The organism is Shewanella sp. SM87, from assembly GCF_025653705.1.
Classification (GTDB): Bacteria; Pseudomonadota; Gammaproteobacteria; order Enterobacterales; family Shewanellaceae; genus Shewanella; species Shewanella oncorhynchi.
In genome coordinates, this window is the sequence record NZ_JAKKSC010000040.1 from 1 (window position 1) to 22,010 (window position 22,010).

21 protein-coding genes are annotated in these 22,010 nt (G+C 44.2%); 3 read left to right on the forward strand and 18 right to left on the reverse strand.

The window, feature by feature from the left end:
* Both tnpA and L5M11_RS21120 read right to left on the reverse strand, forming a co-directional pair.
* A partial coding sequence (gene tnpA / locus L5M11_RS24030; RefSeq protein ID WP_411569098.1) for an IS66 family insertion sequence element accessory protein TnpA occupies positions 1–167 on the reverse strand: 167 nt, incomplete at its 3' end.
* Between the two features lie 137 nt (positions 168–304).
* Positions 305–1,255 (reverse strand): GlxA family transcriptional regulator, encoded by a 951-nt coding sequence (locus L5M11_RS21120; protein WP_263193162.1) that lies wholly within the window; start codon positions 1,253–1,255, stop codon positions 305–307.
* Between the two features lie 135 nt (positions 1,256–1,390).
* Here L5M11_RS21120 and L5M11_RS21125 point away from each other — a divergent pair, with 135 nt between their 5' ends.
* Positions 1,391–2,284 carry an MBL fold metallo-hydrolase gene (locus L5M11_RS21125; protein ID WP_263193163.1) on the forward strand — a complete coding sequence of 298 codons (894 nt, stop codon included), beginning with the start codon at positions 1,391–1,393 and terminating at the stop codon, positions 2,282–2,284.
* A 309-nt stretch (positions 2,285–2,593) separates the two neighbouring features.
* On the opposite strand, the gene L5M11_RS21130 is transcribed toward L5M11_RS21125, so the two are convergent.
* The 8 genes from L5M11_RS21130 to L5M11_RS21165 form a co-directional block, all read right to left on the reverse strand.
* Positions 2,594–3,769, reverse strand: coding sequence for a family 43 glycosylhydrolase (locus tag L5M11_RS21130; RefSeq protein ID WP_263185833.1), 1,176 nt, complete (start codon positions 3,767–3,769; stop codon positions 2,594–2,596).
* On the reverse strand, positions 3,762–4,724 hold the full coding sequence (gene yjfF, locus L5M11_RS21135; protein WP_263185834.1) for a galactofuranose ABC transporter, permease protein YjfF: 963 nt from the start codon (positions 4,722–4,724) through the stop codon (positions 3,762–3,764). The genes L5M11_RS21130 and yjfF overlap by 8 nt, the downstream gene beginning before the upstream one ends.
* Entirely contained in the window at positions 4,721–5,833 is a 1,113-nt protein-coding gene (locus tag L5M11_RS21140; protein ID WP_113940442.1) for an ABC transporter permease, read from the reverse strand. The genes yjfF and L5M11_RS21140 overlap by 4 nt, the downstream gene beginning before the upstream one ends.
* Positions 5,834–7,333, reverse strand: a complete 1,500-nt coding sequence (locus L5M11_RS21145; RefSeq protein WP_263185835.1) for a sugar ABC transporter ATP-binding protein — start codon at positions 7,331–7,333, stop codon at positions 5,834–5,836.
* Between the two features lie 33 nt (positions 7,334–7,366).
* Positions 7,367–8,308 (reverse strand): ABC transporter substrate-binding protein, encoded by a 942-nt coding sequence (locus tag L5M11_RS21150; protein WP_113940440.1) that lies wholly within the window; start codon positions 8,306–8,308, stop codon positions 7,367–7,369.
* A 107-nt stretch (positions 8,309–8,415) separates the two neighbouring features.
* Positions 8,416–9,471, reverse strand: coding sequence for an aldose epimerase family protein (locus L5M11_RS21155; protein WP_113940439.1), 1,056 nt, complete (start codon positions 9,469–9,471; stop codon positions 8,416–8,418).
* 107 nt (positions 9,472–9,578) lie between these two features.
* A complete protein-coding gene (locus L5M11_RS21160; RefSeq protein WP_113940438.1) occupies positions 9,579–10,349 on the reverse strand; it encodes an SDR family NAD(P)-dependent oxidoreductase in 771 nt (256 codons plus the stop codon).
* A gap of 60 nt (positions 10,350–10,409) precedes the next feature.
* Positions 10,410–12,143 carry an IlvD/Edd family dehydratase gene (locus tag L5M11_RS21165; protein WP_263193164.1) on the reverse strand — a complete coding sequence of 578 codons (1,734 nt, stop codon included), beginning with the start codon at positions 12,141–12,143 and terminating at the stop codon, positions 10,410–10,412.
* Between the two features lie 197 nt (positions 12,144–12,340).
* Here L5M11_RS21165 and L5M11_RS21170 point away from each other — a divergent pair, with 197 nt between their 5' ends.
* On the forward strand, positions 12,341–13,276 hold the full coding sequence (locus tag L5M11_RS21170; RefSeq protein WP_263193165.1) for a glycoside hydrolase family 43 protein: 936 nt from the start codon (positions 12,341–12,343) through the stop codon (positions 13,274–13,276).
* Positions 13,277–13,379: 103 nt separating this feature from the next.
* On the opposite strand, the gene L5M11_RS21175 is transcribed toward L5M11_RS21170, so the two are convergent.
* From L5M11_RS21175 to L5M11_RS21200, 6 genes are all read right to left on the reverse strand, one after another.
* The gene (locus L5M11_RS21175) at positions 13,380–14,096 is read right to left on the reverse strand and encodes a FadR/GntR family transcriptional regulator (RefSeq protein ID WP_263193166.1); all 717 of its coding nucleotides are present in this window, start codon (positions 14,094–14,096) and stop codon (positions 13,380–13,382) included.
* 276 nt (positions 14,097–14,372) lie between these two features.
* Entirely contained in the window at positions 14,373–14,975 is a 603-nt protein-coding gene (locus L5M11_RS21180; RefSeq protein WP_263193168.1) for a beta-phosphoglucomutase family hydrolase, read from the reverse strand.
* Positions 14,976–15,096: 121 nt separating this feature from the next.
* The gene (gene araA, locus L5M11_RS21185; RefSeq protein ID WP_263193170.1) at positions 15,097–16,599 is read right to left on the reverse strand and encodes an L-arabinose isomerase; all 1,503 of its coding nucleotides are present in this window, start codon (positions 16,597–16,599) and stop codon (positions 15,097–15,099) included.
* Between the two features lie 61 nt (positions 16,600–16,660).
* Complete coding sequence (locus L5M11_RS21190; protein WP_012587645.1) at positions 16,661–17,368, reverse strand: L-ribulose-5-phosphate 4-epimerase; 708 nt, start codon at positions 17,366–17,368, stop codon at positions 16,661–16,663.
* A 1-nt stretch (position 17,369) separates the two neighbouring features.
* Positions 17,370–19,043: a ribulokinase gene (locus L5M11_RS21195; RefSeq protein WP_263193171.1), complete on the reverse strand. Its 1,674-nt coding sequence runs from the start codon at positions 19,041–19,043 to the stop codon at positions 17,370–17,372.
* A gap of 870 nt (positions 19,044–19,913) precedes the next feature.
* Entirely contained in the window at positions 19,914–20,072 is a 159-nt protein-coding gene (locus L5M11_RS21200) for a DUF86 domain-containing protein (RefSeq protein ID WP_263185844.1), read from the reverse strand.
* 538 nt (positions 20,073–20,610) lie between these two features.
* Here L5M11_RS21200 and L5M11_RS21205 point away from each other — a divergent pair.
* Entirely contained in the window at positions 20,611–20,913 is a 303-nt protein-coding gene (locus tag L5M11_RS21205; RefSeq protein WP_219234161.1) for an encapsulin-associated ferritin-like protein, read from the forward strand.
* A 426-nt stretch (positions 20,914–21,339) separates the two neighbouring features.
* Here L5M11_RS21205 and L5M11_RS21210 read toward each other — a convergent pair whose 3' ends face one another.
* Together L5M11_RS21210 and L5M11_RS21215 are read right to left on the reverse strand one after the other, a co-directional pair.
* Positions 21,340–21,492 (reverse strand): DUF3309 family protein, encoded by a 153-nt coding sequence (locus L5M11_RS21210; RefSeq protein ID WP_301553935.1) that lies wholly within the window; start codon positions 21,490–21,492, stop codon positions 21,340–21,342.
* A gap of 142 nt (positions 21,493–21,634) precedes the next feature.
* Positions 21,635–21,820, reverse strand: coding sequence for a CsbD family protein (locus L5M11_RS21215; protein ID WP_131524760.1), 186 nt, complete (start codon positions 21,818–21,820; stop codon positions 21,635–21,637).
* Between the last annotated feature and the right edge of the window lie 190 nt (positions 21,821–22,010).

A 22,010-nucleotide genomic window follows, 5' to 3' on the forward strand; every position in this document is an offset into this window, starting at 1 on the left:
ACATTAGCTTGCTCAGTTTGTGGTGATAGACGTTGCCGCCATTTATAAAATGACATGGTGCTCAGTTGATGGGTTTGGCAAAACTCAGTGATGCTCAGCTCTGATGTGTGCCATAAGTCGATTAATTGCTGCCATTGTGCAGCGTTGCGGTAAGCTCGCTTTGCCATATCACTCTCCTGTAATGATGAGTGCACAGCTTATCGCGCGATCTTAAGTGGGAATAGGACGTCCTAAAATGGACGCTTACGTAAAATCGGCGTTTATAGTTTATTTTAGAGTTGCTTCCAACATAGCCCTAACATCGTTAGTTTCCCGCAAACGTTTTACGCCAAGTACTTGGGCTAACTTGAAAACGTTGATTAAAATGTTGCCTGAATGACGTTGCGGTTTGAAAACCCATCATTTCAGATATCTTTTCGATAGAAAGTGACGTACTTTCAAGAAGTTCAATGCTTCGTTGTAGACGAGCGTTAATAAGCCATTTCCCAAATGACATACCGGTAGCATTGTTGAAATGTCGAGTAAAGGTACGGCGACTCATAAATAATCGCTCTGCTAAATCTGCAATGGAATGTTGTTTGTCGAGGTTTTCACGTAAATAATCCAGTAACCGATTGATCTCAGCATCTTGAGTTGATTTTGGGATAGGTTGTGCAATAAATTGCGCCTGACCTCCTTCTCGGTGTGGTGGTACAACTAAGATACGTGCAACTTTATTCGCTATTTTTGTCCCATAGAAAGACCTCAAAATATACAAGCAACAGTCTAAAGCCGCAGCAGTACCAGCAGATGTGACTATATGGTCACTCTCAACATAAAGTGCATTTGTATTTAGCTTTATATTTGGGAAGCGAACGGTAAAATCGTCCTCTGCCATCCAGTGAGTCGCCGCCTCTTTTTCATCTAATAGTCCTGAGTAAGCTAACGCATAAGCGCCATAGCAAAGCCCTACTACCATTGCCCCTCTCTCATGGGCTCGAACCAGTGCTTTAGATAAATTAGGTGCTGGTGCACTGTTTAACTCATGCCATCCAGGAATGATAACGATATCAGCCAATTCCAATAACTCTAGCCCACCATCTGGTTGTATCGTTATCCAATTATCCGCATGTTGTTGCTCACCATCAACTGACACAATTTTTAAATCAAAAATAGGTTTGCCATCTGGCATCATCGAAAACACGGCTTGAGGTACCGCAACATTGAACGCACTGAAATGGGGGTAGAGAACTAAAGCTACTGTTGGTGTTTGCATATGCAAAGTGCTCACTTGTAAACGCTATATCACTATTTGGCCTAATTGTTTCGAAGTTTGTCATTTGGGTCAATGTTTATACTCATAAGTACCAAGGATAATGGCTACATTAATCAACAGCTAAAGAGATACACTATGAAAAGCAAAGCTATCAGTACACTACTCACCTTAGGGTTTGCATCTATCATTAATAGTACCAATGCATTAGCCGAATCGGTTCCAGTTCTGCATGCAGAATCACAACAGGTACACTTTCAGCATATCCGAAATGCAACATCAAAAATTACATATGGTAATACCACATTTTTGATCGACCCTATGTTGTCAAAGAAAGATACCTATCCAGGCTTTGCAGGTACTTACCGTAGTGAAATACGCATACCGATGGTCGATTTACCTATGAAAGCTAAAACTGTAATTGACAATGTAGATGCCGTTATTGTTACTCACACACATCTTGATCATTGGGACGATATGGCACAAAGTTTACTACCTAAATCAATACCTTTATTTGTGCAAAATGAAGAAGATGCAAAGACTATTCGTGCTCAAGGCTTTAAAGATGTGCGTGTGTTAGGTTTTAAAACTAAGTTCAATGATATTAGTTTAACCAAAACAGGTGGGCAGCATGGAACGGATGAAATGTATGCAATCCCAGAATTAGCTAAGGCACTAGGCGAGGCTATGGGAGTTGTGTTAGAGGCGGACAATTACGACACTGTTTATTTTGTTGGTGATACTATTTGGCGCGATGAAGTAGAAGATACGTTACGTCAATTTAAGCCTGAAGTCGTTGTTCTTAACACGGGTGATGCACGAATGGAAAGCCTTAAAGGTTCAATTATCATGGGTAAAGAAGATACAGTTCGTGCCATTAAACACGCACCTCAGGCTAACATCATTGCTGTACATATGGACACTGTTAACCATGCGGCATTGACTCGTAAAGAATTAAGGGAATTTGTGCAAGAAGAAGGGATTGAAAATCATATATTAATCCCTGAAGATGGCGAATCTTTGAAGTTGTAATATAGCTTCTTGATTAATTAGTTGTGGGTGAGGAATAAACGGGATAAGTGAGTACTCGAAGTAGCGAGTGAATCACTCTACGGTAGTCTGATTCACTCGCTAGCATGAATGTAATATTATGGATTTCAATCTTTAAAACAGTGGCCAAATTTTGTTGGTCACTACATAGGTGAGTGGATACCATGGCAAGCCTGTATGAGTTAAACACAAAAATTCTAATATCTGCATCAGTCTGTGCTCACTCAAGGCTATTTTAACTCCGATTATTACTGCTTATGCCGCTTTATAAGTTATAAAAAATTTTGAGGTTCACTTAGCAAACGTTTGCGCATCGCTGAGCTCATTATCAAACTGTGGCATGCCATCTGCTGACCAGGATATCGCGCGATAATAGCTGTGGCGATTGCCGTCGGTGAGTGGCGTTCCTTGTAGTTCAAGGTAATTGCGGGCGTGGTAGAACATTAACTCCGTCTTACCGTCTTCTGCCAGTACAAAGCTGTTGTGCCCAGGGCCAAAACGTTTAAGTACTGGATTGCTGCTAAATACGGATGTGGGTGCTTTGTGCCAGCTATTGGGATCGAGGAGATCGGCCGTTTGATCCGCCCACAGCAAGCCCATAGCGTATCGATCATCTGTGGCGCTAGCGGAATAGGTCACAAAGACTTTGCCATTTTTAATGAGCACGGCAGCGCCTTCGTTGACTTTAAAACCTAATCTTTCCCAGTCGAGCAAAGGTTCGGTGATGATGGTTTCCGCTGCTGACGCCTGCGTCGGCGACACCATTTTGGCGATCACCAATCCCGTATTGTAGCTTTTAGCCTCATCTTGCTGCGCCCAAATAAAATAACGCTGTTCGCCTACTTGAAAGCTGGTGGCATCTAAGGAAAATGCATCGTGCGCTGTCTTAAGGCGTCCGAGTTCCTCCCACTCACCCGCCATCGGATCATCGCCATTTAAGCCTAATACAAACATACGGTTATGAAAACGCAGGTCTTTATCACTGGCGGCATAATAGATATACCAACGGCCATCAATCTTATGTAGTTCGGGCGCCCAAATGTCGATGCTCATGGGCCCAGACTCATGCTTACGCCAAATGATCTTAGGCTTTGCTTGGCTTAGAGCCTGAATCGTGGCGGCATGGCGCAGTTCTATTCGATCAAATTCAGGTACAGAGGCGATAAAGTAATAGCTGCCATCGTCGGCTTTAATTACCCAAGGATCGGCGCTGCGGGCAATAAAAGGCGCGTTTTGAACAGTGGATTTGGTATTTTGTGCGGTAATGGCCTGATGAACGACAGCTTTATGCTCAAGTACAGGCACTGCATTCGCAGGGCCTGCCATACAAACCGACAGCGCAATTGACACCGCCAGTGCCGAAAAACGGCTTGATTTAGGGTGAATTTGATTAGCGTTACCATGTTGAGAGCTAACATGCTTATAGCTAATAGGTTTAGAGCGAGTCATTGAGGTTAACTTATCCATGGCTAGGTTTACGTCCATTCAAGAGTTTTTGTAACACGATGAAGAAAAATAGTAATAATCCAATCACTATCTTGGTCCACCAACTGCTGAGCGTGCCATCGAAGGTAATGTAGGTCTGGATCACGCCCATTAAAAACACTCCAAGCACAGTACCTAACACAAAGCCCCTACCGCCGGTAAGTAAAGTGCCGCCAATCACCACAGCGGCAATGGCATCGAGCTCGACTCCAATCGCTCCGAGCGCATAACCGGAAAAGGTATAAAAGGTGAATACAATTCCCGCCAACGTTGCGAGAAAACTACTGAGCGCATAAATACTGATAGTGGTTTTCGCGATAGAAATCCCCATTAACTCCGCCGATTGCGCATTACCGCCAAGGGCGTACACATTGATTCCGAAACGGCTGTAGTGCATCATGATGGCAACAATGATGAAAAACAGAATAAAAATCAGTGAGCTAATATCAAGCGAACCATGACCGGGTAAGGCAATGCTCAAATCAGCAATGGCATCGTAAAACGGATGATCAATCGCGATTGATTCTTCACTGATGGTGGTTGCCATGCCACGTGCTAAAAACATCCCCGCTAAGGTCACAATGAAGGGTTGAAGCTTGTAAACGTGGATAATGCTGCCCATCAAGGCACCAAAGAGTGTGCCAAGGGGCAGAACCAGTGCAAAGGCGAGCAGTGGATGCCAGTGATATTCGGTAATTAACACGCTGGTGAGCACGCCACTTAAGGCAATCACTGAGCCTACGGATAAATCGATGCCCCCGGAGATGATGACTAACGTCATCCCGAGTGCGGTGATCAGTAAAAAAGCGTTATCACGGAATAAGTTAGTCACGACTCTGACACTGGCAAAGCCTTCAAACTGCATTGAACCTATCAAAAACATCACTAGCAGTAAGGAGGCCGTGATCCATAGGGGAATAAAACGTTTAGCGATCATTTTTTGTCTCCAGCCTTGGCGCTGTTGAAGGTGCGAAGTTTGAATAGTCCCGATAGCTGACGTCTAAATTTCTCAGACTGCAGTAACAGTACACTTAAGATCACTATGGCTTTGATCAACAGGTTAAATTTGGCAGGTAAACCGCTGACGATAATCGTAGTGGCCAAGGTTTGGATGATCAGCGCGCCGATGATCGACAACACAAGTGAGAAACGGCCACCAGTTAACGCTGCGCCACCAATCACTACAGCTAAGATGGCGTCGAGCTCAAGCCATAAGCCCGCATTATTAGCGTCTGATCCTTGAATGTCGGCAGTGCTTATCATGCCGGCTAACGCTGCGCATAATCCGGCAATGGCATACACGAACAGCTTGATGGATTTATCATTAATACCAAGGTAACGACTCGCTTTGGCGTTACAACCTACGGCCTCAATAAAAAGTCCCAAAGCGGTTCTGCGCAGCAATAATTGGGTCAGTAGCAACATGCCAATGACAATCCAAATCGGCATAGGTAAGCCTAAAAACTGCCCAACACCGATTGCCGCAAATGCTTCATGTTGAAAGGTAATGATCTGCCCCTGATTGATTAGCTGAGCGACGCCGCGCCCAGCAACCATAAGCAGTAAAGTTGCCACAATGGGCTGAATGCCTAAAACACTGACCAAGGCACCATTAATACAACCCGCCGCGAGGCCAACCATCAAACCCGCCAATACCACTGTCACTAAGCTGATATCCGGCACCAGCAAAAGGTTAGCGCAGACCGCGCCTGCGATTGCCATCACAGCACCAACAGAGAGGTCAATCCCACCTGTGGCAATGACTAAACTCATGCCAATCGCGAGCAAAGCGACTGGCGCACTGCGGTTTAAAATATCAATCAAGGAGCCATAAAGACGGTCATCTTGATAGGTTAAATGGAAAAAACTGCTGTCGATAAACAAGTTAACTAGCAGCAATAAGGCTAACGCTAATAAAGGCCAAAGATAACGACCGAAGGACTTTGACTTACCCGCTTGATAACGGTCTGTTTTTTCTTTGGTCATTGTTTGCTGGCTATTCATAGGTAAAGCCTCCGGCGACATCATTTCTGCTGAGCTTTTCATTTATCCCTCCGCAATGGCTTGCATAACGTGTTGTGAGGTGAGTTCTGATCCCGTTAATTCACGCACTGCATAACGGTCGCGCATCACCACGACTTTGTTGGAGAATGCGACAAGTTCATCTAATTCGGAGGAGGCAACGAGCAGCGACATACCATCGTCACACAGGGATCTAATCAGTTTGATAATTTCGGCATGGGCGCCGATATCGATACCGCGGGTCGGTTCATCGAGCACTAACAAAATCGGTTCAATGGCAAGCCAGCGCGCTAAGATCACTTTCTGCTGATTACCGCCACTGAGCTGCTCTATGGGTTTGTCGGCATCGGGCGTGGCGATCTGCAATTTATCGATAAAGAACTGGGCAATTTCCTCTTGCCTCGCTTTCGATAAACTGCGCCACCATCCCACCCTCGCCTGCAAGGCTAAAATGATGTTCTCGCGAATGGATAAAGGTCCAATGATGCCGTCAATTTTGCGATCTTCAGGACACAGCGCGATCCCCGCATGAATCGCATCAACAGGTTGTGAAAGGTTTAATTTTTTACCTGCTAAGTGAATGCTGCCGCTTTCAAGCAAATCCAGTCCAAAAACTGCATTGCAAACTTCACTGCGCCCTGAACCTAACAAGCCAGCAAGACCCACTGCTTGACCTTTAGGTACAGTGAGCGTCATGGCTTGAATGGAGCCTTTAACGGACACGCCCTCAAGGGATAACAGTACCGCTGAAGTACCCTTTGCTGGATTATCTTCAATCTTTTTATCAACCAGTTGCTCTAGCAATGAACGCCCGAGCATAGCTTCAATCAATTGGGATTGGGGTAACTCAGATGTGAGATATTCACCAATAAAACGACCGTTTCGCAGCACCGTAATGCGGTCACTTATCTGATAAACCTGATCGAGAAAATGGGTGATAAACACTATGGCCACACCCCTTTGTTTAAGCTGTTTTAAAATGCCAAATAGCACTTGTACTTCATCCGCATCAAGGCTGGCCGTTGGCTCATCTAATACCAACACTTTGGCTGACATGGCTACGCCACGGGCAATGGCGATAAGCTGTTGTACGGCTATAGAGTATTGTGACAGTGGCGCAGTGACATCAATATCCAGCTTAAACTGAGTCAATACGCTGCGGGCATCGGCATACATCTTTTTAAAGTGAATTAACCCAAAACGTTTAGGCTCATGGCCCAGAAATAAATTCTGTGCCACGGAAAGATTCGGAACCAGATTCACTTCTTGATAAACTGTGCTGATCCCGATTTTCTGTGCCTCAATCGGCGTACAAAAATGTTGTTGTTCTCCCAGAAAAATAATATCCCCGCCATCTTTGGATTGTGCCCCTGTCATCACTTTCACCAGTGTGGACTTACCCGCACCGTTTTCGCCCAAGAGGGCATGAACTTCCCCTGAATATAAACGTAAACTCACCTCTTCTAGCGCTTTCACGCCGGGGTAATGCTTACTGATATTCTGCAGTTCTAAGATAAGGCTCATAGCTTGTCTCCCCAAGAAACGCGTTATCGTCGATTAACGCAGGCGACGCTTTTCATATTCAGCGGCGGCGGTTTCTTGGGTATAAACGTCACCCGTAGTGCTAATTAATTTAGATTGGTCTTTGTTTCCCTTAAGGAATGCATCGATAACATCAAAGGCTGGTTCGCCTAAATAGGGGCTCAATTCTACTGTCGCATTGGCCTCCCCATCGGCCATGGCTTTAAAGTAATCCGGTACGCCATCAACCGAAACAATCAAGATATCTGTCCCCGGTTTTAGTCCAGCTTCTTTAATGGCTTGCACGGCGCCAAGTGCCATTTCGTCGTTATGTGCCCAAACGGCGCACAGTGCTTGGCCGTTTTGTGCTTTAAGGAAACCTTCCATCACTTCTTTACCCTTAGCACGGGTAAATTCACCCGTTTGGCTGCGGATAATCTTGGCATTGGGATAATTTGCGATAACGGCATTAAAACCGGCTGCACGATCGATGGCGGCAGTGGCACCAACAGTGCCCTGTAGTTCGGCGATATCACATTTGCCTTGGGTTTTATCCATTAACCATTGGGCGATTTTGCTGCCTTCTTCGGTAAAGTCAGAGGCAATGCGGGTCAGGAATAATGAATCGTCATCGACCTTAATATTACGGTCAACGATAACAACAGGAATGTGGGCACGTTTGGCTTCTTTCAGTACCGGTTTCCAACCCGTTTCGACTACTGGCGCAATAATAATCGCATCCACACCTTGGGCGATAAAGCTACGTACGGCTTTGATTTGGTTTTCTTGTTTTTGCTGTGCATCGGCAAATTTTAAGTCAATGCCCCTTTGCTTGGCTTCTGCTTTTACTGCCTCGCTGAAGCTAGTTCGCCAACCGCTTTCTGACCCTACCTGTGAAAACCCGACAGTTGTCGCGAATGCGCAACTGGCACTAACTGCCCATAAACTGAACGCTGAAACTAGTTTAAAATTTTTCATTATTATTCCCTTTCAAAATTTTAGTGACAAAAATCCCCAGACCTTCTTAATTCAGAAGATCAAACTTAAAACGTTTCGTTATTTACTGGTTATAAAATTTATAAAACTCAGATGTTTTTAAATGTGTGTACCGTAATTTGTTTGTACAAGATATTGGCTTCTAGGATCACAGTCGGAAAATGATCAATATTAACGGCGTTTGGATAGCCATGGGTTTCTAAACATAAACCGCGATATTGAATTAATGGCTGACCGTGATTATCGAAATGCGAGCCATCTAAAAAATTTCCGCTATAAAATTGTAATCCTAGTTCTGTCGTACTTATTTCCATTTCACGTCCTGAAATAGGATCGACCAAATTAGCAATGACGTTTAAATTTGATGTGCTACTGTATTTTTTATCCATGACAAAATAATGGTCATAGCCATTATCTAAGGTATGAATATCACGTAAAATCATTTTAGGTTGTCTAAAATCAAAGGCGGTATTCTCTACTTGGATTAATTCACCCGTAGGAATTTGCTCTGCATCTAAGGCTAAAATATGTTTTGATTGGAGTTGCAAAGAATGGCCTAGTATTCCGTTTTGTTTATCGGAGGCTAGATTCCAATAAGTATGATTGGTTAAGCAAACTGGCGTTTTTTGATCCGATTTTGCTTCATAGGTAATAATTAACTCATTGTTTTCATTTAATCTGTATTCAACTTTTATCACTAGCTCACCTGGGTAGCCTTGGTCACCATCAGGACTGATTATGGTGAAACTTGCCGCGACAGCATCTTGGTAGCGCAGGGTTTCACATTGCCAGAGACAATGGCTTAGTCCTTGGGCGCCGCCATGAAGTTGATTATTACCTTCGTTTGGCGTTAATTGAACGTGTTTGCCATTGAGTGAGAATTGAGCACCGCCTATTCGATTCGCAACGCGGCCTGCAGTAATACCAAAATAATAAGGGTTTTTTGCCCAATCTTGAATGTTTTTGTAACTCAAACTTAAATCAATCGGTTGTGCTTCTTTGTCATGAAGTTTAACCGACCAAATGCTCGCGCCATAATTAGATAATAATACCTCCAAACCATGGCTATTGGTTAAGGTGATTAAATGCAACTCTCCAGGAAATGCGGCATGAGTTAATTTTTGCGTTGATATTGAGAGTTGCATAACGGTAGTGTCACCTTTTAGTATTTAAATTTTTATCAGCAGCACTCCTCGCCTATCCACGCGTAATAAATAACGACTTAATGAACCACAAACGGTATTGTTAATGACTAAATCCAACCACCATCAACGATAAAGTTTTGTGCAGTGCAGAGTTTGCTATCATCTGAAGCCAAAAATAATGCCATGGCTGCGATATCTTCTGGCATCACATAGTCTTTGATACATTGATTATCTTCGATATGTTTTGCCGTATCTTTATCTACCCAGTGGGTTAATTGACGTTTAGTCATCACCCAGCCTGGCGTTAGGGTATTAATTCGAATTTTATCTTTACCTAAATCTGCGGCGAGTCCTCGGGTCAATCCCATAGCGCCGGCTTTAGAAGCGGTATAACCCGCCATGCCAGACTGACGATTGTGCCAACTCATCGAGCCTAAGTTGATCACTGAACCACCACCGAGGCGTTGCATTTGCTGCCTAACAGCCTGAACAGCAAAAAAGTAATGTCGTAAATTGGTATTTAAACAGTGATCCCAATACTCGGGCGTCACTTCATCTATGCTATGACGTTGATCGCAGGCGGCGTTATTGATTAAGACTGAGATCGCCCCTAATTCTTGTTCTACTGTTGCTAACACCGTTTTTAGTGCGTCGATATCAATCAGATCGCAGGGATAAAACTTTAAGACTGCATCAGCTTGATTAGTCAATAAGCTGTTAACCAGTTGATTTGACTCATCCACAAGAATATCTACAAATGCAACCTTTGCGCCCTGCTCTAAAAAAGATCTCACTAAGCAGGCGCCAATACCCGTACCGCCACCACTAATAAAAATGGTCTTTCCTTTTAAGCTCGGGTACTGATTACTCAACTTCATAACTCAACCTTTTTTTAAAATAATTATTTGGTTTCATTATAAAAGAAAAAGGTGCCATGTTTAATGGGAATGTGCCGGAATATCAGCACCTCGACATCCCACTAGAAAATCAAAGTCACAACCTTCGTCCGCTTGCAGCACTCTTTCTTTAAAAAGAGACAAATATCCAGTGCCGATGGGAACGGGTTTCACCGAGGCTAACTTAGCCAATCGATTTGCTAATTCGTCAGCGCTGATCTCAAGTTGCAGAATACCCGCAAAGGTATCAAGCGTGATCATATCGCCATTTTGCACCGCCGCTAAGGGACCTAAATCCTGCGCTTCGGGTGCAACATGCAAGACTACAGTGCCAAATGCGGTGCCACTCATGCGCGCATCGGAAATCCTGACCATATCTTTAATGCCTTTTTTCAATAGCTTAGGTGGTAATCCCATATTGCCCACCTCCGCCATGCCCGGATATCCCTTGGGGCCGCAATTCTTGAGCACCATAATACTGGTTTCATCAATATCCAATTCTGGAGAGTTTATACGAGCGTTATAGTCATCAAAACTCTCAAAAACCACAGCTTTACCACTGTGTTTCATTAAATGAGGACTGGCCGCCGAAGGCTTAATTACTGCGCCTCGGGGAGCAAGATTTCCCCTTAATATCCGAATCCCACCATTTTCAACTAAGGGCGCATCGATGTTCATGATGACCTCTTCGTTGTAGCAAGGCGCATCCATTACATTTGCCCACAGGGTTTGGCCGTTCACTGTTAAAGTGTCTTTATTCAATAAATTTTTATTAAACAGCTGCTTTAACACTGCGGGCAAACCTCCTGCATAGTAAAAGTCTTCCATCAAGTACTGACCTGAAGGTTTTAGATTCACTATGGTGGGCACATCGTAGCCGTGTGACCAATCGTCCAATGACAATTCAACACCAATACGACCTGCTATCGCTTTTAAATGGATCACCGCGTTGGTCGAGCCGCCAATCGCCGCATTGGTTTTTATCGCATTGATAAAAGCCTCGCGGGTCAATACGTTCGACAGCGTTAAATCCTCATGCACCATGTCAACAATACGCATGCCAGACATGTGGGCCAACACATTACGCCGTGAATCTACGGCAGGAATGGCGGCATTTTGCGGTAAACTTGTGCCTAAACTTTCCGCCATACAAGCCATAGTTGATGCTGTGCCCATGGTATTACAGGTGCCCGTTGAGCGAGACATATCGGCTTCAGCATTCATAAACTCTGCAAGACTGATATTGCCCGCTTTATACTCTTGGTGCAGTTCCCAGACTAGAGTTCCTGAGCCCACGTCTTTACCTTTGTGCTTACCATTGAGCATAGGTCCACCAGTGACGACTATCGTCGGCAAGTTACAACTGGCGGCGCCCATCAATAATGCGGGGGTGGTTTTATCGCAGCCAACCAATAAGACAACACCATCAATCGGATTACCGCGAATCGCTTCTTCAGTATCCATCGCTGCTAAGTTACGTGTCAGCATAGCGCTTGGACGTAAATTGGATTCGCCATTGGAAAATACGGGGAATTCAACCGGTATTCCCCCTGCCTCACGTATGCCGTTTTTGACCCTTTGTGCTAAATCGCGCAGATGGCCGTTACAAGGTGTAAGTTCTGACCAAGTGTTACAGATGCCGATCACAGGTTTATTTTGAAAATGATGGTCTGGTATGCCTTGGTTTTTCATCCAGCTGCGATACATAAAGCCATTTTTGTCATCACTCCCAAACCAACTCGCAGAACGAAGTGCTTTCGTTTTTTTATTATTCATTTTCACACCTTCGTTATAACAATCTGTGCCTTAGTGAATGCACTCGGTTACCTTACACCTCGCCACTGTATGTCGCTCTGTCCTCGCCCAAAGTGGCAAAAAGACAGTCGTTAATCATTTGCGCTTTAAAGATTGCCAGTGGGCAAAAGTATTGGTATTACTATAATACTAAAATATCAAAAAACAATAGAGGAATTATGAAAAAGGCACTTTTGAGTATTTGTTTAGTATTTAATTCGGCGGCATTTGCCGCTAATCCTGTGTTCCCCGAAGTGTTTACTGCCGATCCTGCCGCTATGGTCCATCAGGATACTGTGTACCTTTATACTGGGCATGATGTGGCCAAAGACAACAAAACCTTCTTTGAGATGCACGATTGGTTAGTCTTTAGTTCAAAGGACATGCTGAATTGGACCGAACACGGCAGTAAGTTAGCGGTTAAGGATTTTAGTTGGGCAAAAGGCGATGCTTGGGCAAGCCATGTAATTGAAAAAGAGGGTAAGTTTTATTGGTATGTTACAGTAAGACACGCCAAGATTAATGGCTTTGCGATTGGTGTGGCCGTTGCAGACAGTCCATTAGGCCCTTTTAAGGATGCGCGTGGGACGGCACTGATCACCAATGATATGACAACCGATACCGGCATCGACTGGGATGATATCGACCCAGCGGTATTTATCGATGATGATCAGCAGGCCTATATTTTTTGGGGTAACTCAAAGCCTCGTTATGCCAAACTAAAGCCCAATATGATCGAACTCGATGGCCCTATTCACGCTATCGATGTGCCTAATTTCACCGAAGCGTTATGGGTGCATAAAAAGGATAAAACCTATTACCTTTCTTATGCCTCAGGTTTCCCCGAAAAAATCGCCTACGCGACCAGCGATAATGTAAAAGGCCCGTGGAAGTACCAAGGCATACTGAATGAAGTGGCAGGTAACTCACCAACAAATCATCAAGCAATTATTGAGTTTAAAGGCAAATCTTATTTTATTTATCATACTGGCGCCTCGCAAAATGGCGGCGGTGAGTTTAGACGAACCGTTGCCATCGACCCGCTTTATTACAATGAAGATGGCACGATTAAACGAATTCAGATGACGACGGAAGGCATTACTTCGGCGCAGTAATACTCTGATGATGGCTAATATGGTGCGAGGACAGTTGTAGAAACTAAAAAGGTGAGCCGAATATCGGATCACCTTTTTGTTGCCACCAAGCATGTGCGTGATGCTATTTGTGCTCGATATTCTTCTTTAGCGTATCTTGGGAGGTGGAGAGCAGTTTATTCATTTCTGCTTTAGCACGTTCACTGTCCCCTGCTTCAATCGCAGTATAAATGGCCTTGTGGCCTGGCAGTGATTCGAGGAAATCATCTTGGATGGTACTACTCAATCTAAAAATTTCGAGTAAAGCCGACTGAATTGATACGCCTAAAGAGACCATAAACTCATTGTTGGTCGCATCTAAAATCGCCATGTGGAAGTCAATATCCGAGGTATAAACCTCATCTGAGCCCACTTGCGCCGCTTCCATCTTGGCATAGGCTGCCGCAATGATTTTAAGTTGCGCTGGAGTACGTTTTTTCGCGGCAAGTTCGGCAGCAGCGGGCTCAAAAACCTCACGGATTTCATACAACGACGTGTAAAATTCGGGTGAGGGTTTAGATTGAGAAAACCAATTTAAAATCACGGGATCGAACATATTCCAATGGCGGCGCTCACGAATACGGGTGCCCAGTTTGGGACGCGATTCAATTAAGCCCTTTGCGGTAAGCACTTTAAAGGCTTCTCTGAGCGAAGTGCGAGACACCTCAAGTTCTTCACAAATGGTGTTCTCATTGGGAATATATTCACCCGGAGCATAAAATCCGCCAACAATACGCGAGCCAAGTTCGCTGGCCACCCAGTTGTGGATATTCTGCGGTCGGTTGTTTGCCTGATTTGCCATTGCGCCCTCTTATGTCCCGATATAGCCGAACAGAATCTAAAATAACTCGCTAAAAAAGCCGAAATTGATCAAATGTTATGATACTACCTTTCCTTAAAAACGTAACAGGTAATTTTTATAAAGCCAAGAATTTATGAGGGTTTCGCGCTAATTCATCTTTTCGCTTTCACCCCACTCTCACGCTTTTCTTTACACTGTAAGGCTGCTAGGGACAGGGTTAATTTACCTGCTATGGCTCATTTTATGCCTATATTCGACAGGTTTTTAGTAGGATGGCTACGTTAGGAAATAATCGTTTTTAATATCAAAATCGATCAAGACATCGACCACAAACATGCCCGCTGATTGTGCTGCTTGAATACCTGCTTTTGCATCTTCAAACACGATACAACGCTCAGGGGCAATCCCCATCAACTCGGCGCAGCGCAAAAATGTATCTGGTGCAGGTTTGGGCGCGACTACTTGGTCGGCACCAACCACATGGTCGACTAGCTCGAGTAAGCCGCACAGGGTTAAAATCTCAACCGCTTCCTCAGTATATGCGCCTGTACCTACTGCCATAGGGCGCTTGCCCTTATTTTGCTTGGCAAATTCGGCTAAACGAGTTGGCTTAACATAGAGGTGCATGGTTTCACGAACCAAGGCTTCTTTATAGTCATTCATTGCTTCACATGTGGCGGTCGGTGTTACACCAAAATGGGCAATTAAGATTTCAAGGGTGCCAATTGTCGGCACGCCTGCTAAGGATCGCATTAATGCGCCATCAATAGGGATCCCAAAGTGGGTTAATGTTTTTCGCCATGCCTGTTCATGCAACTGCCCGCTATCAACCAAGGTGCCGTCCATATCGAAAATAATGCCATCAAAATCTGCGTACATACTGCTTTCCCAACCTTTAAGACTGAAATAAATTGACCAGCTCAACTCGTCTGACGCTCACACATTAACGTATATAAATTGAAAAGCCGCCCTGAGGCGGCTTTTCACTATTAGCTTGAGATTATAGCCCTCTTGCTAGACCGTAATATACGGAATTCTGGCGAAGCTCATTTTTAAACTGACGAATACGAGTATCAGCATCGATGATCACCAGTTCAGCCCCCGCCATTTCTGCAAAGTCGACTATGTTGTCAGTGCTGATGGCTTGGCTATAGGCTGAGTGATGCGCGCCACCCGCATGGATCCAAGCTGCTGCTGCAATAGACAGATTTGGACGCGGCTCCCACAGTGCAGAAGCAACGGGCAGATTTGGCAATTCCTGTGGCGGCGTTACAGTATCTAATTCATTGAGAATAATACGGAAGCGGTTACCAAGATCGATAGTCGATACGTTAATGGCCGGTCCCGCTTTACCGGTAAATAGCAGACGCGGAACATCGCAGCGCACACCGATAGTATGACGGTGTACTTCTAAACGTGGTTTAGCGGCGGCAATAGACGGACACACTTCAAGCATATGCGCGCCGAGCACTTGGTCTGTCACGCCAAAGTTATAGGTGTAATCTTCCATAAATGAAGTGCCACCGGTGCGGCCTTGGCCCATGACTTTCATGATGCGAACCATAGCCGCGGTTTTCCAATCGCCTTCGCCGCCATAACCGATTCCGTTTGCCATCAAACGTTGTGTCGCTAGCCCAGGTAAACCCGTCATGCCAGTTAAGTTTTCAAAGCAGTTAGTAAAGGCACCAAACTCGCCATCTTTTAAGAATTGGGTTAAGCCCAGTTCGATTTGCGCTTCTTTTCTTAAACGGTCAAGTTGGTATTCATCGTTAAACAATTCATTACTAATGACATATTCGCTCGCGTAGCGGTCGATTTGGGCAGTTATATCATTATCGGCAACCGCATTAATTGCATCATTTAGCTCACCTAAACTGTAGGCATGCACTTCGTAACCGAATTGAATCTGCGCCGCTACTTTATCGCCTTCAGTTACTGCCACTTGGCGCATGTTGTCGCCAAAGCGCGCAATACGAAGATTTTGGCTTTCGTTCCAACCGGCCGCAGCACGGCACCAATCGTCCACTTGGGCTTGTACATTGTTTGTTTGCCAATGACCAACTACCACTTTGCGCTCTTTGCGCATGCGGGTGCCGATATAACCAAACTCGCGGCAACCATGGGCACTTTGATGGGTGTTCATGTAGTTCATGTTAATGTCGGCCCAAGGCAGCTCGGCATTAAACTGAGTATGCAAATGCATGAAGGGTTTGCTGAGTTCATTCAAACCCGCAATCCACATTTTGGCAGGCGAGAACGTGTGCATCCACAGGATAACGCCTACACAGTTTTCATCACTGTTGGCCGCTTGGCAAACCGCATAGATTTCGCGGGGTGATTTAACTGTAGGTTTATAGACGACTTCCATTGAAATCGCGTCTGACTGATTAAAACCGTGGACAATTTGCTCACTATTTTTCGCCACTTGCTCCAACACTTTAGGCCCGTATAAATCCTGCGAACCGGTCACAAACCACACTTGCTTTTGTTTGAATGCTTTCATATTTCTCTCTACCCTATAAATTTGATGATTCTGGTAACGTGAAGCTGATTGATTTTATTCACTATTTACTAGTGACACTGTTTTGGCCGTAATAGGCGTCTTTACCGTGCTTACGTAAGTAATGTTTATCAATAAGCTCTTGTTTTAATGGCTTGATACTTGGCGACAAGGTTTTGGTCAGATAAGCCATTCGCGCGATTTCTTCGAGTAATACAGCGTGATAAACCGACTTTGCCGCGCTGTCTCCCCAAGTGAATGGCGCATGCCCCGCAACGATTACCATAGGTGACTCGCCTGGATTTCTATCAACAAAGCAATCGAGAATTTGTACGCCCGTTTCTTCTTCGTAATCGCGACTGATTTGGTCATCACGCATCACAGCAGTGCATGGGATCTCGCCGTAAACATAATCGGCTTGTGTGGTACCCAAACAAGGAATGGCGATTTGCGCCTGCGCCCATGCAGTTGCATAAGTTGAATGTGTGTGGGTGATGCCGCCAATACTCTGCCATTGACGGTATAAATAAGTGTGCGTTTTGGTGTCGGATGACGGACGTAAACGCCCTTCGATAATTTGGTTTTCAAGATCGACAATAACGATATCTTCGACCTTGAGATCCTCATAGGGCACACCGCTCGGCTTAATGCCAATCACACCGAGCCTGCGATCAACTTGCGACACATTACCAAAGGTGTAAGTCACTAAATTGCGCTTCTCAAGCTCCATATTGGCTTCATAAACTTCGCGTTTCAGTTCAAGAAATGACATGTTATTTGGCTCCATCAACATAATGCCCTAGGGCTAAATACGCTTGATAAAGCGCCTGGTATTTTTCAGCATTGGCAGGATTTGGCGCATAAGTTTTGGCGACATTAGAGGCCATCACGGCTTGCGCACTTAACACATCGGAATACACGCCTGCAGCGGTTGCGGCATAAATTGCGGCGCCCAAGGCACAGCTCTGCTCGCTTTCCAGTACGTCGATGTTGCAATTCCACACGTCAGCGCAGGTTTGCATGATGAAATCTGACTTTTTAGAGATACCGCCAATCGTGACGACTTGATCGATTCGCACACCCTCTTCCTTAAAGCGTTCGATGATGGCTCTGGCGCCGTAGGCACTGGCTTCGACTAATGCTTTAAATACTTGTGGTGCATTACTGCCCATGGTTAAGCCGCTTATCGCCATAGATACTGATTGGTCGGCATCAGGTGTACGACGACCATTAATCCAATCAAGCGCGACGATACCAGTGTCGCCCACGGGAATGTTGGCTGCAGCATTACCCAGCTCTGTTAAGGTTTCATCCTCGAGCTGTGCAATCAGTTTGGCTTTCACTTCCTCGTCAAATAACGCAGAAGTATTGATATTTTTAATAGGCCAAGTGGTGAGATCTTTAAACCAAGCATACAGATCACCAAAGGCCGACTGTCCAGCCTCAAGACCTATCATGCCTGGCATCACTGAGCCATCGACTTGACCACAAATGCCTTTAATACAGCGGGAGCCAATGTCTTCATAACTGGCAACCGTGATGTCGCAAGTCGACGTGCCCATCACTTTGGTGAGTATGCCTTCCTTCACATTGGCCCCCACCGCACCCGCATGACAATCGAACGCGCCGAACGACACGATAACGTCGGTTGATAGTCCTAGATTGGCCGCCCACTCGGGCGTTAAAGTGCCGCAGATTTTATCTGAGGTGCAGGTTTCAACGGGTAAGCGATCACGAATTCCGTCCAATAATGGGTCGATATCAACAAAAAATTCATTAGGTGGATAACCATTCCATGACTCGTGCCACATGACTTTGTGACCCGATGCGCAGCGACCCGCCTTGTATACCTTAGGGTGAGTTGTGCCTGTCATTAATGCTGTGATCCAATCACAGTGCTCGACCCAGCTGTAAGCTGCTTGTCTCACTTCAGTGTCATGGCGCAGTACGTATAATGCCTTGGCCCAGAACCACTCAGATGAGTAGATCCCGCCTTCATATTTAAGGTAATTCTCTTTGGCGACTTTAGACGCAGCTGTAATTTGCTGGGCTTCAAGAATCGCACTATGGTCTTTCCACAGTAAAAACATCGCATTAGGATTAGACGAAAATTCTTCTTTTAGCGCTAATGCCACGCCTGCTTCATCAACGGCAATCGGTGTTGAGCCTGTCGTGTCAAAGCTTAAACCACAAACGTTTGCCGCTGCGCCTGCTGGTGCTTTAGCCCAAAGTCCTTGTACAACCTCAATTAAACTTTCAATGTAATCTAAAGGATGTTGCCTGAATTGATTTTTAGCAGGGACGCAATACAGTCCCTTTTTCCAACGTGGGTAGTACACCACATTGGTAGCAACTTCAGCGCCGTTTTGTGTATCAACCAATAACGCGCGAACAGAATCAGAGCCGTAATCCAGCCCTAACGCATAAGACCCTAAAACATTAGACATTAGCATCCCCGTACATTGAACTCTGCAATCAGCCATGTGATCACAAATATTGTTAACATCATTTAGTACTACAATACTACTATAGCAGAATGGTATTACAATATTATTTTTATAAAAGGATGATAATTTTTTTAACATCAGCAACAAGTTTATCGAGGCAATTGTTTTGTAAGGATTTGCTGTTTCTGCCAAATAGTGACAAAAACGCATCTGCAGTAAGTTCTAGAAGAGCTGAAAATCGGTGCTTTGAGTTAGCGTGGTCAATCTGGTGATTGACATCAAGCGGATGAGTGAGAAAAATACGCAGCAGGTTGCAGAGAAACCTGTCCGCAAAAGATGATATCACTCTGATAAATTAACGGTGTTGCGAATCGATTTCTATCGAACCCACAGCAATCAAATAAGTTTGGCTTAGCGAAATGCCAATAAACTTAAGAGAATTGTTTGTGAAACATGCAACAGCCAACACTTTCAAACCCGCCAGTATCAATGTTGAACCTTCTGACATTGTGCCCTTGGCAGCCACCGAAAAGCCCTCCCACGGAAGATCCCGCTCAGGCTCTCAGTCAACAGAGTCCTTCAGTACGTTAGCTATCCCAGCTTTGTATTTGCGCTTGCTCTATCCATGGCATTCGCCATGATGCTTAGTAATCTATACGCGACTCACCCTCGGTAACGCCTACCATCTATGCATTGGATAGTTAGGCTGATAGTTCAGGTTTTTGAGGAATGGCTTAAAGTTAACTATTGGAATGGTGATTATACAGACAGATCGTCGCTATTGGTCCTTATGCTAGACTCATCTATAACGTCGTTAAGGTGAGTCTAAGCTCAGAATATACGTCACGAACTCCGTGATACTAATCGTTATCACGAATCTATGCAGCTATCCTTTTGATTAAGCCAATGAAGCCATTGTTCTGCAAAGACAAACAATTTGTCGCTATAGTCCTGATCTATCACGCTGGGAATAATGTCAGGATCCATATTAACGTAATCGTGAACCAGTATATTACAAAGACCTATCACCTTACGCCAACCACTAAGCTCCTCAACAAGTTGTGCCCCACATTAACAGAGGATCTCAAATGTTTGATAAGCATCCTGTCGGCTATGTCCTGCTAATGCTTTACCCAATGTTTAGCAATTCAGACTTCAGTCGAAACCTGCAAGGATCGTTTAGCAGCACGATATCCACTCGGGTGTACCATTTCTTATTATGTATTTCATTAATCCCGCTCTGCTTATCAAGCTAAATACAATTAATCTACCTTTGTTTTTTTATTTAAAATTCATTCCCAAATATCTCAAAGTTCAAAATCCAAAGTAATATCCAGTGCTAAATCAAATATTCGCAGTGGTATTTCTGCGCCCTCTCCAATCCTTTTAAACGAGCTGCCTAAAAATTTTTGACTAAGTACGGCATCGAACAGACACTCGACGGTTAAGGTCGCAAAATAATGCATTCAAAGTCTGTTCGTTGAAAATAGCGTTCAGACAATCATCTGCAATTATCATCACCGCTCAATAGTGAGCGATCCTATCTGCATTTAGCGAGGAAATCCCAATGTCGAATGAAGGTTATCATGAACCCATTACTGAACTCACCGATAAAACCAAGGACATGCACCGTGCACTTACATCACTGATGGAAGAGCTTGAAGCAATAGACTGGTATAACCAAAGAGTTGATGCGTGCAAAAATAATGAGTTGAGAGAGATACTTATACATAATCGAGACGAAGAAAAAGAACATGCTGCAATGCTACAAGAATGGATAAGGAGACAAGATCCGAGCTTTGATAAACAGCTAAAACATTACCTTTTTACAGATACGCCTGTTGCTCACACAGCTATTGTTCACAAATAAGTATTCAATCTGGCTGTTTGAGTAAGCCATTTTCGTGAGCAAACGCCTTTAGTCACTAAGCTGCCGTTCTTATAATACAAACCTCTGTATGTGTTATTGCACCATTTAGCTCATCTCATACAACCTTGCAGAATACTAGCGTGCAAACTGTAATGCTTCGGACTTAGTGACTTTCATTTTTAGCGTGAAGGACTTCACCTAATGCTACCTTAACGAAATATCTTGCGTGTAAACCATATCTCGCGTGTAAATCTTAGGCGTACAGGACCTTTCAATCTCAGTATGGCGAGCACTGCCGTGCAAGAAAAACGAGCGATGTCAGCCATTTTTGAACGACTAAAAACATCACTCACTATTTTTAGCTACCTACGGCAATTAGAAATGACGACTCAATATTGAGGTCATACATGACTTAGGCTTTATCACTCAAATTTTACCGAGTAGAAGGAGTATAACGAGGATCAATACTACCAAACCTAATCCACCGCTCGGGCCGTACCCCCAGCTCTTACTGTGTGGCCAAGTCGGAGCCACACCTATCAGCATCAGAATCAAAACCACTAATAATATTGTTCCTATACTCATAAGAGTCTCCTAGACATTATGGATATAACTCGAACCAGAAATCTTAATCAATATGACTAAGATCCTTTTAAATACCCACATTAAGCTGCCAAACTTTATGCTTAAGGTGCTTACTTAATTGTAAAAGCCTCTGACATCAACTGTGTTTGTCGGCATCCTTAGCCGCTTCTTTTACATTACCAATTGCTTTTTGAGTTTTACCTTTTATCTGTTTCTGAACCCCTTTCATCTGCTGTTTCGGGTTGCCAACTATCTCACCAATTTTTTGCTGCACTTTGCCTGCAGCATCTTTTATTGAACCTTCTATTTGGTCTTTGTTCATGGTCAATTTCCTTTTGTTTTTGATATAACATCTAAATAATAATGAGCGCTAACAATCAGCTATGAGCTATTTTTCATTTTAGTAAATAGCGTTTAGCAAACATCTAAATATTTTTAGTAAATATCTTAGTTGGTAAAATATCAATAAAGCGACATAAAAATTAGACTAAAATTAATTCCGCGGTATTTTC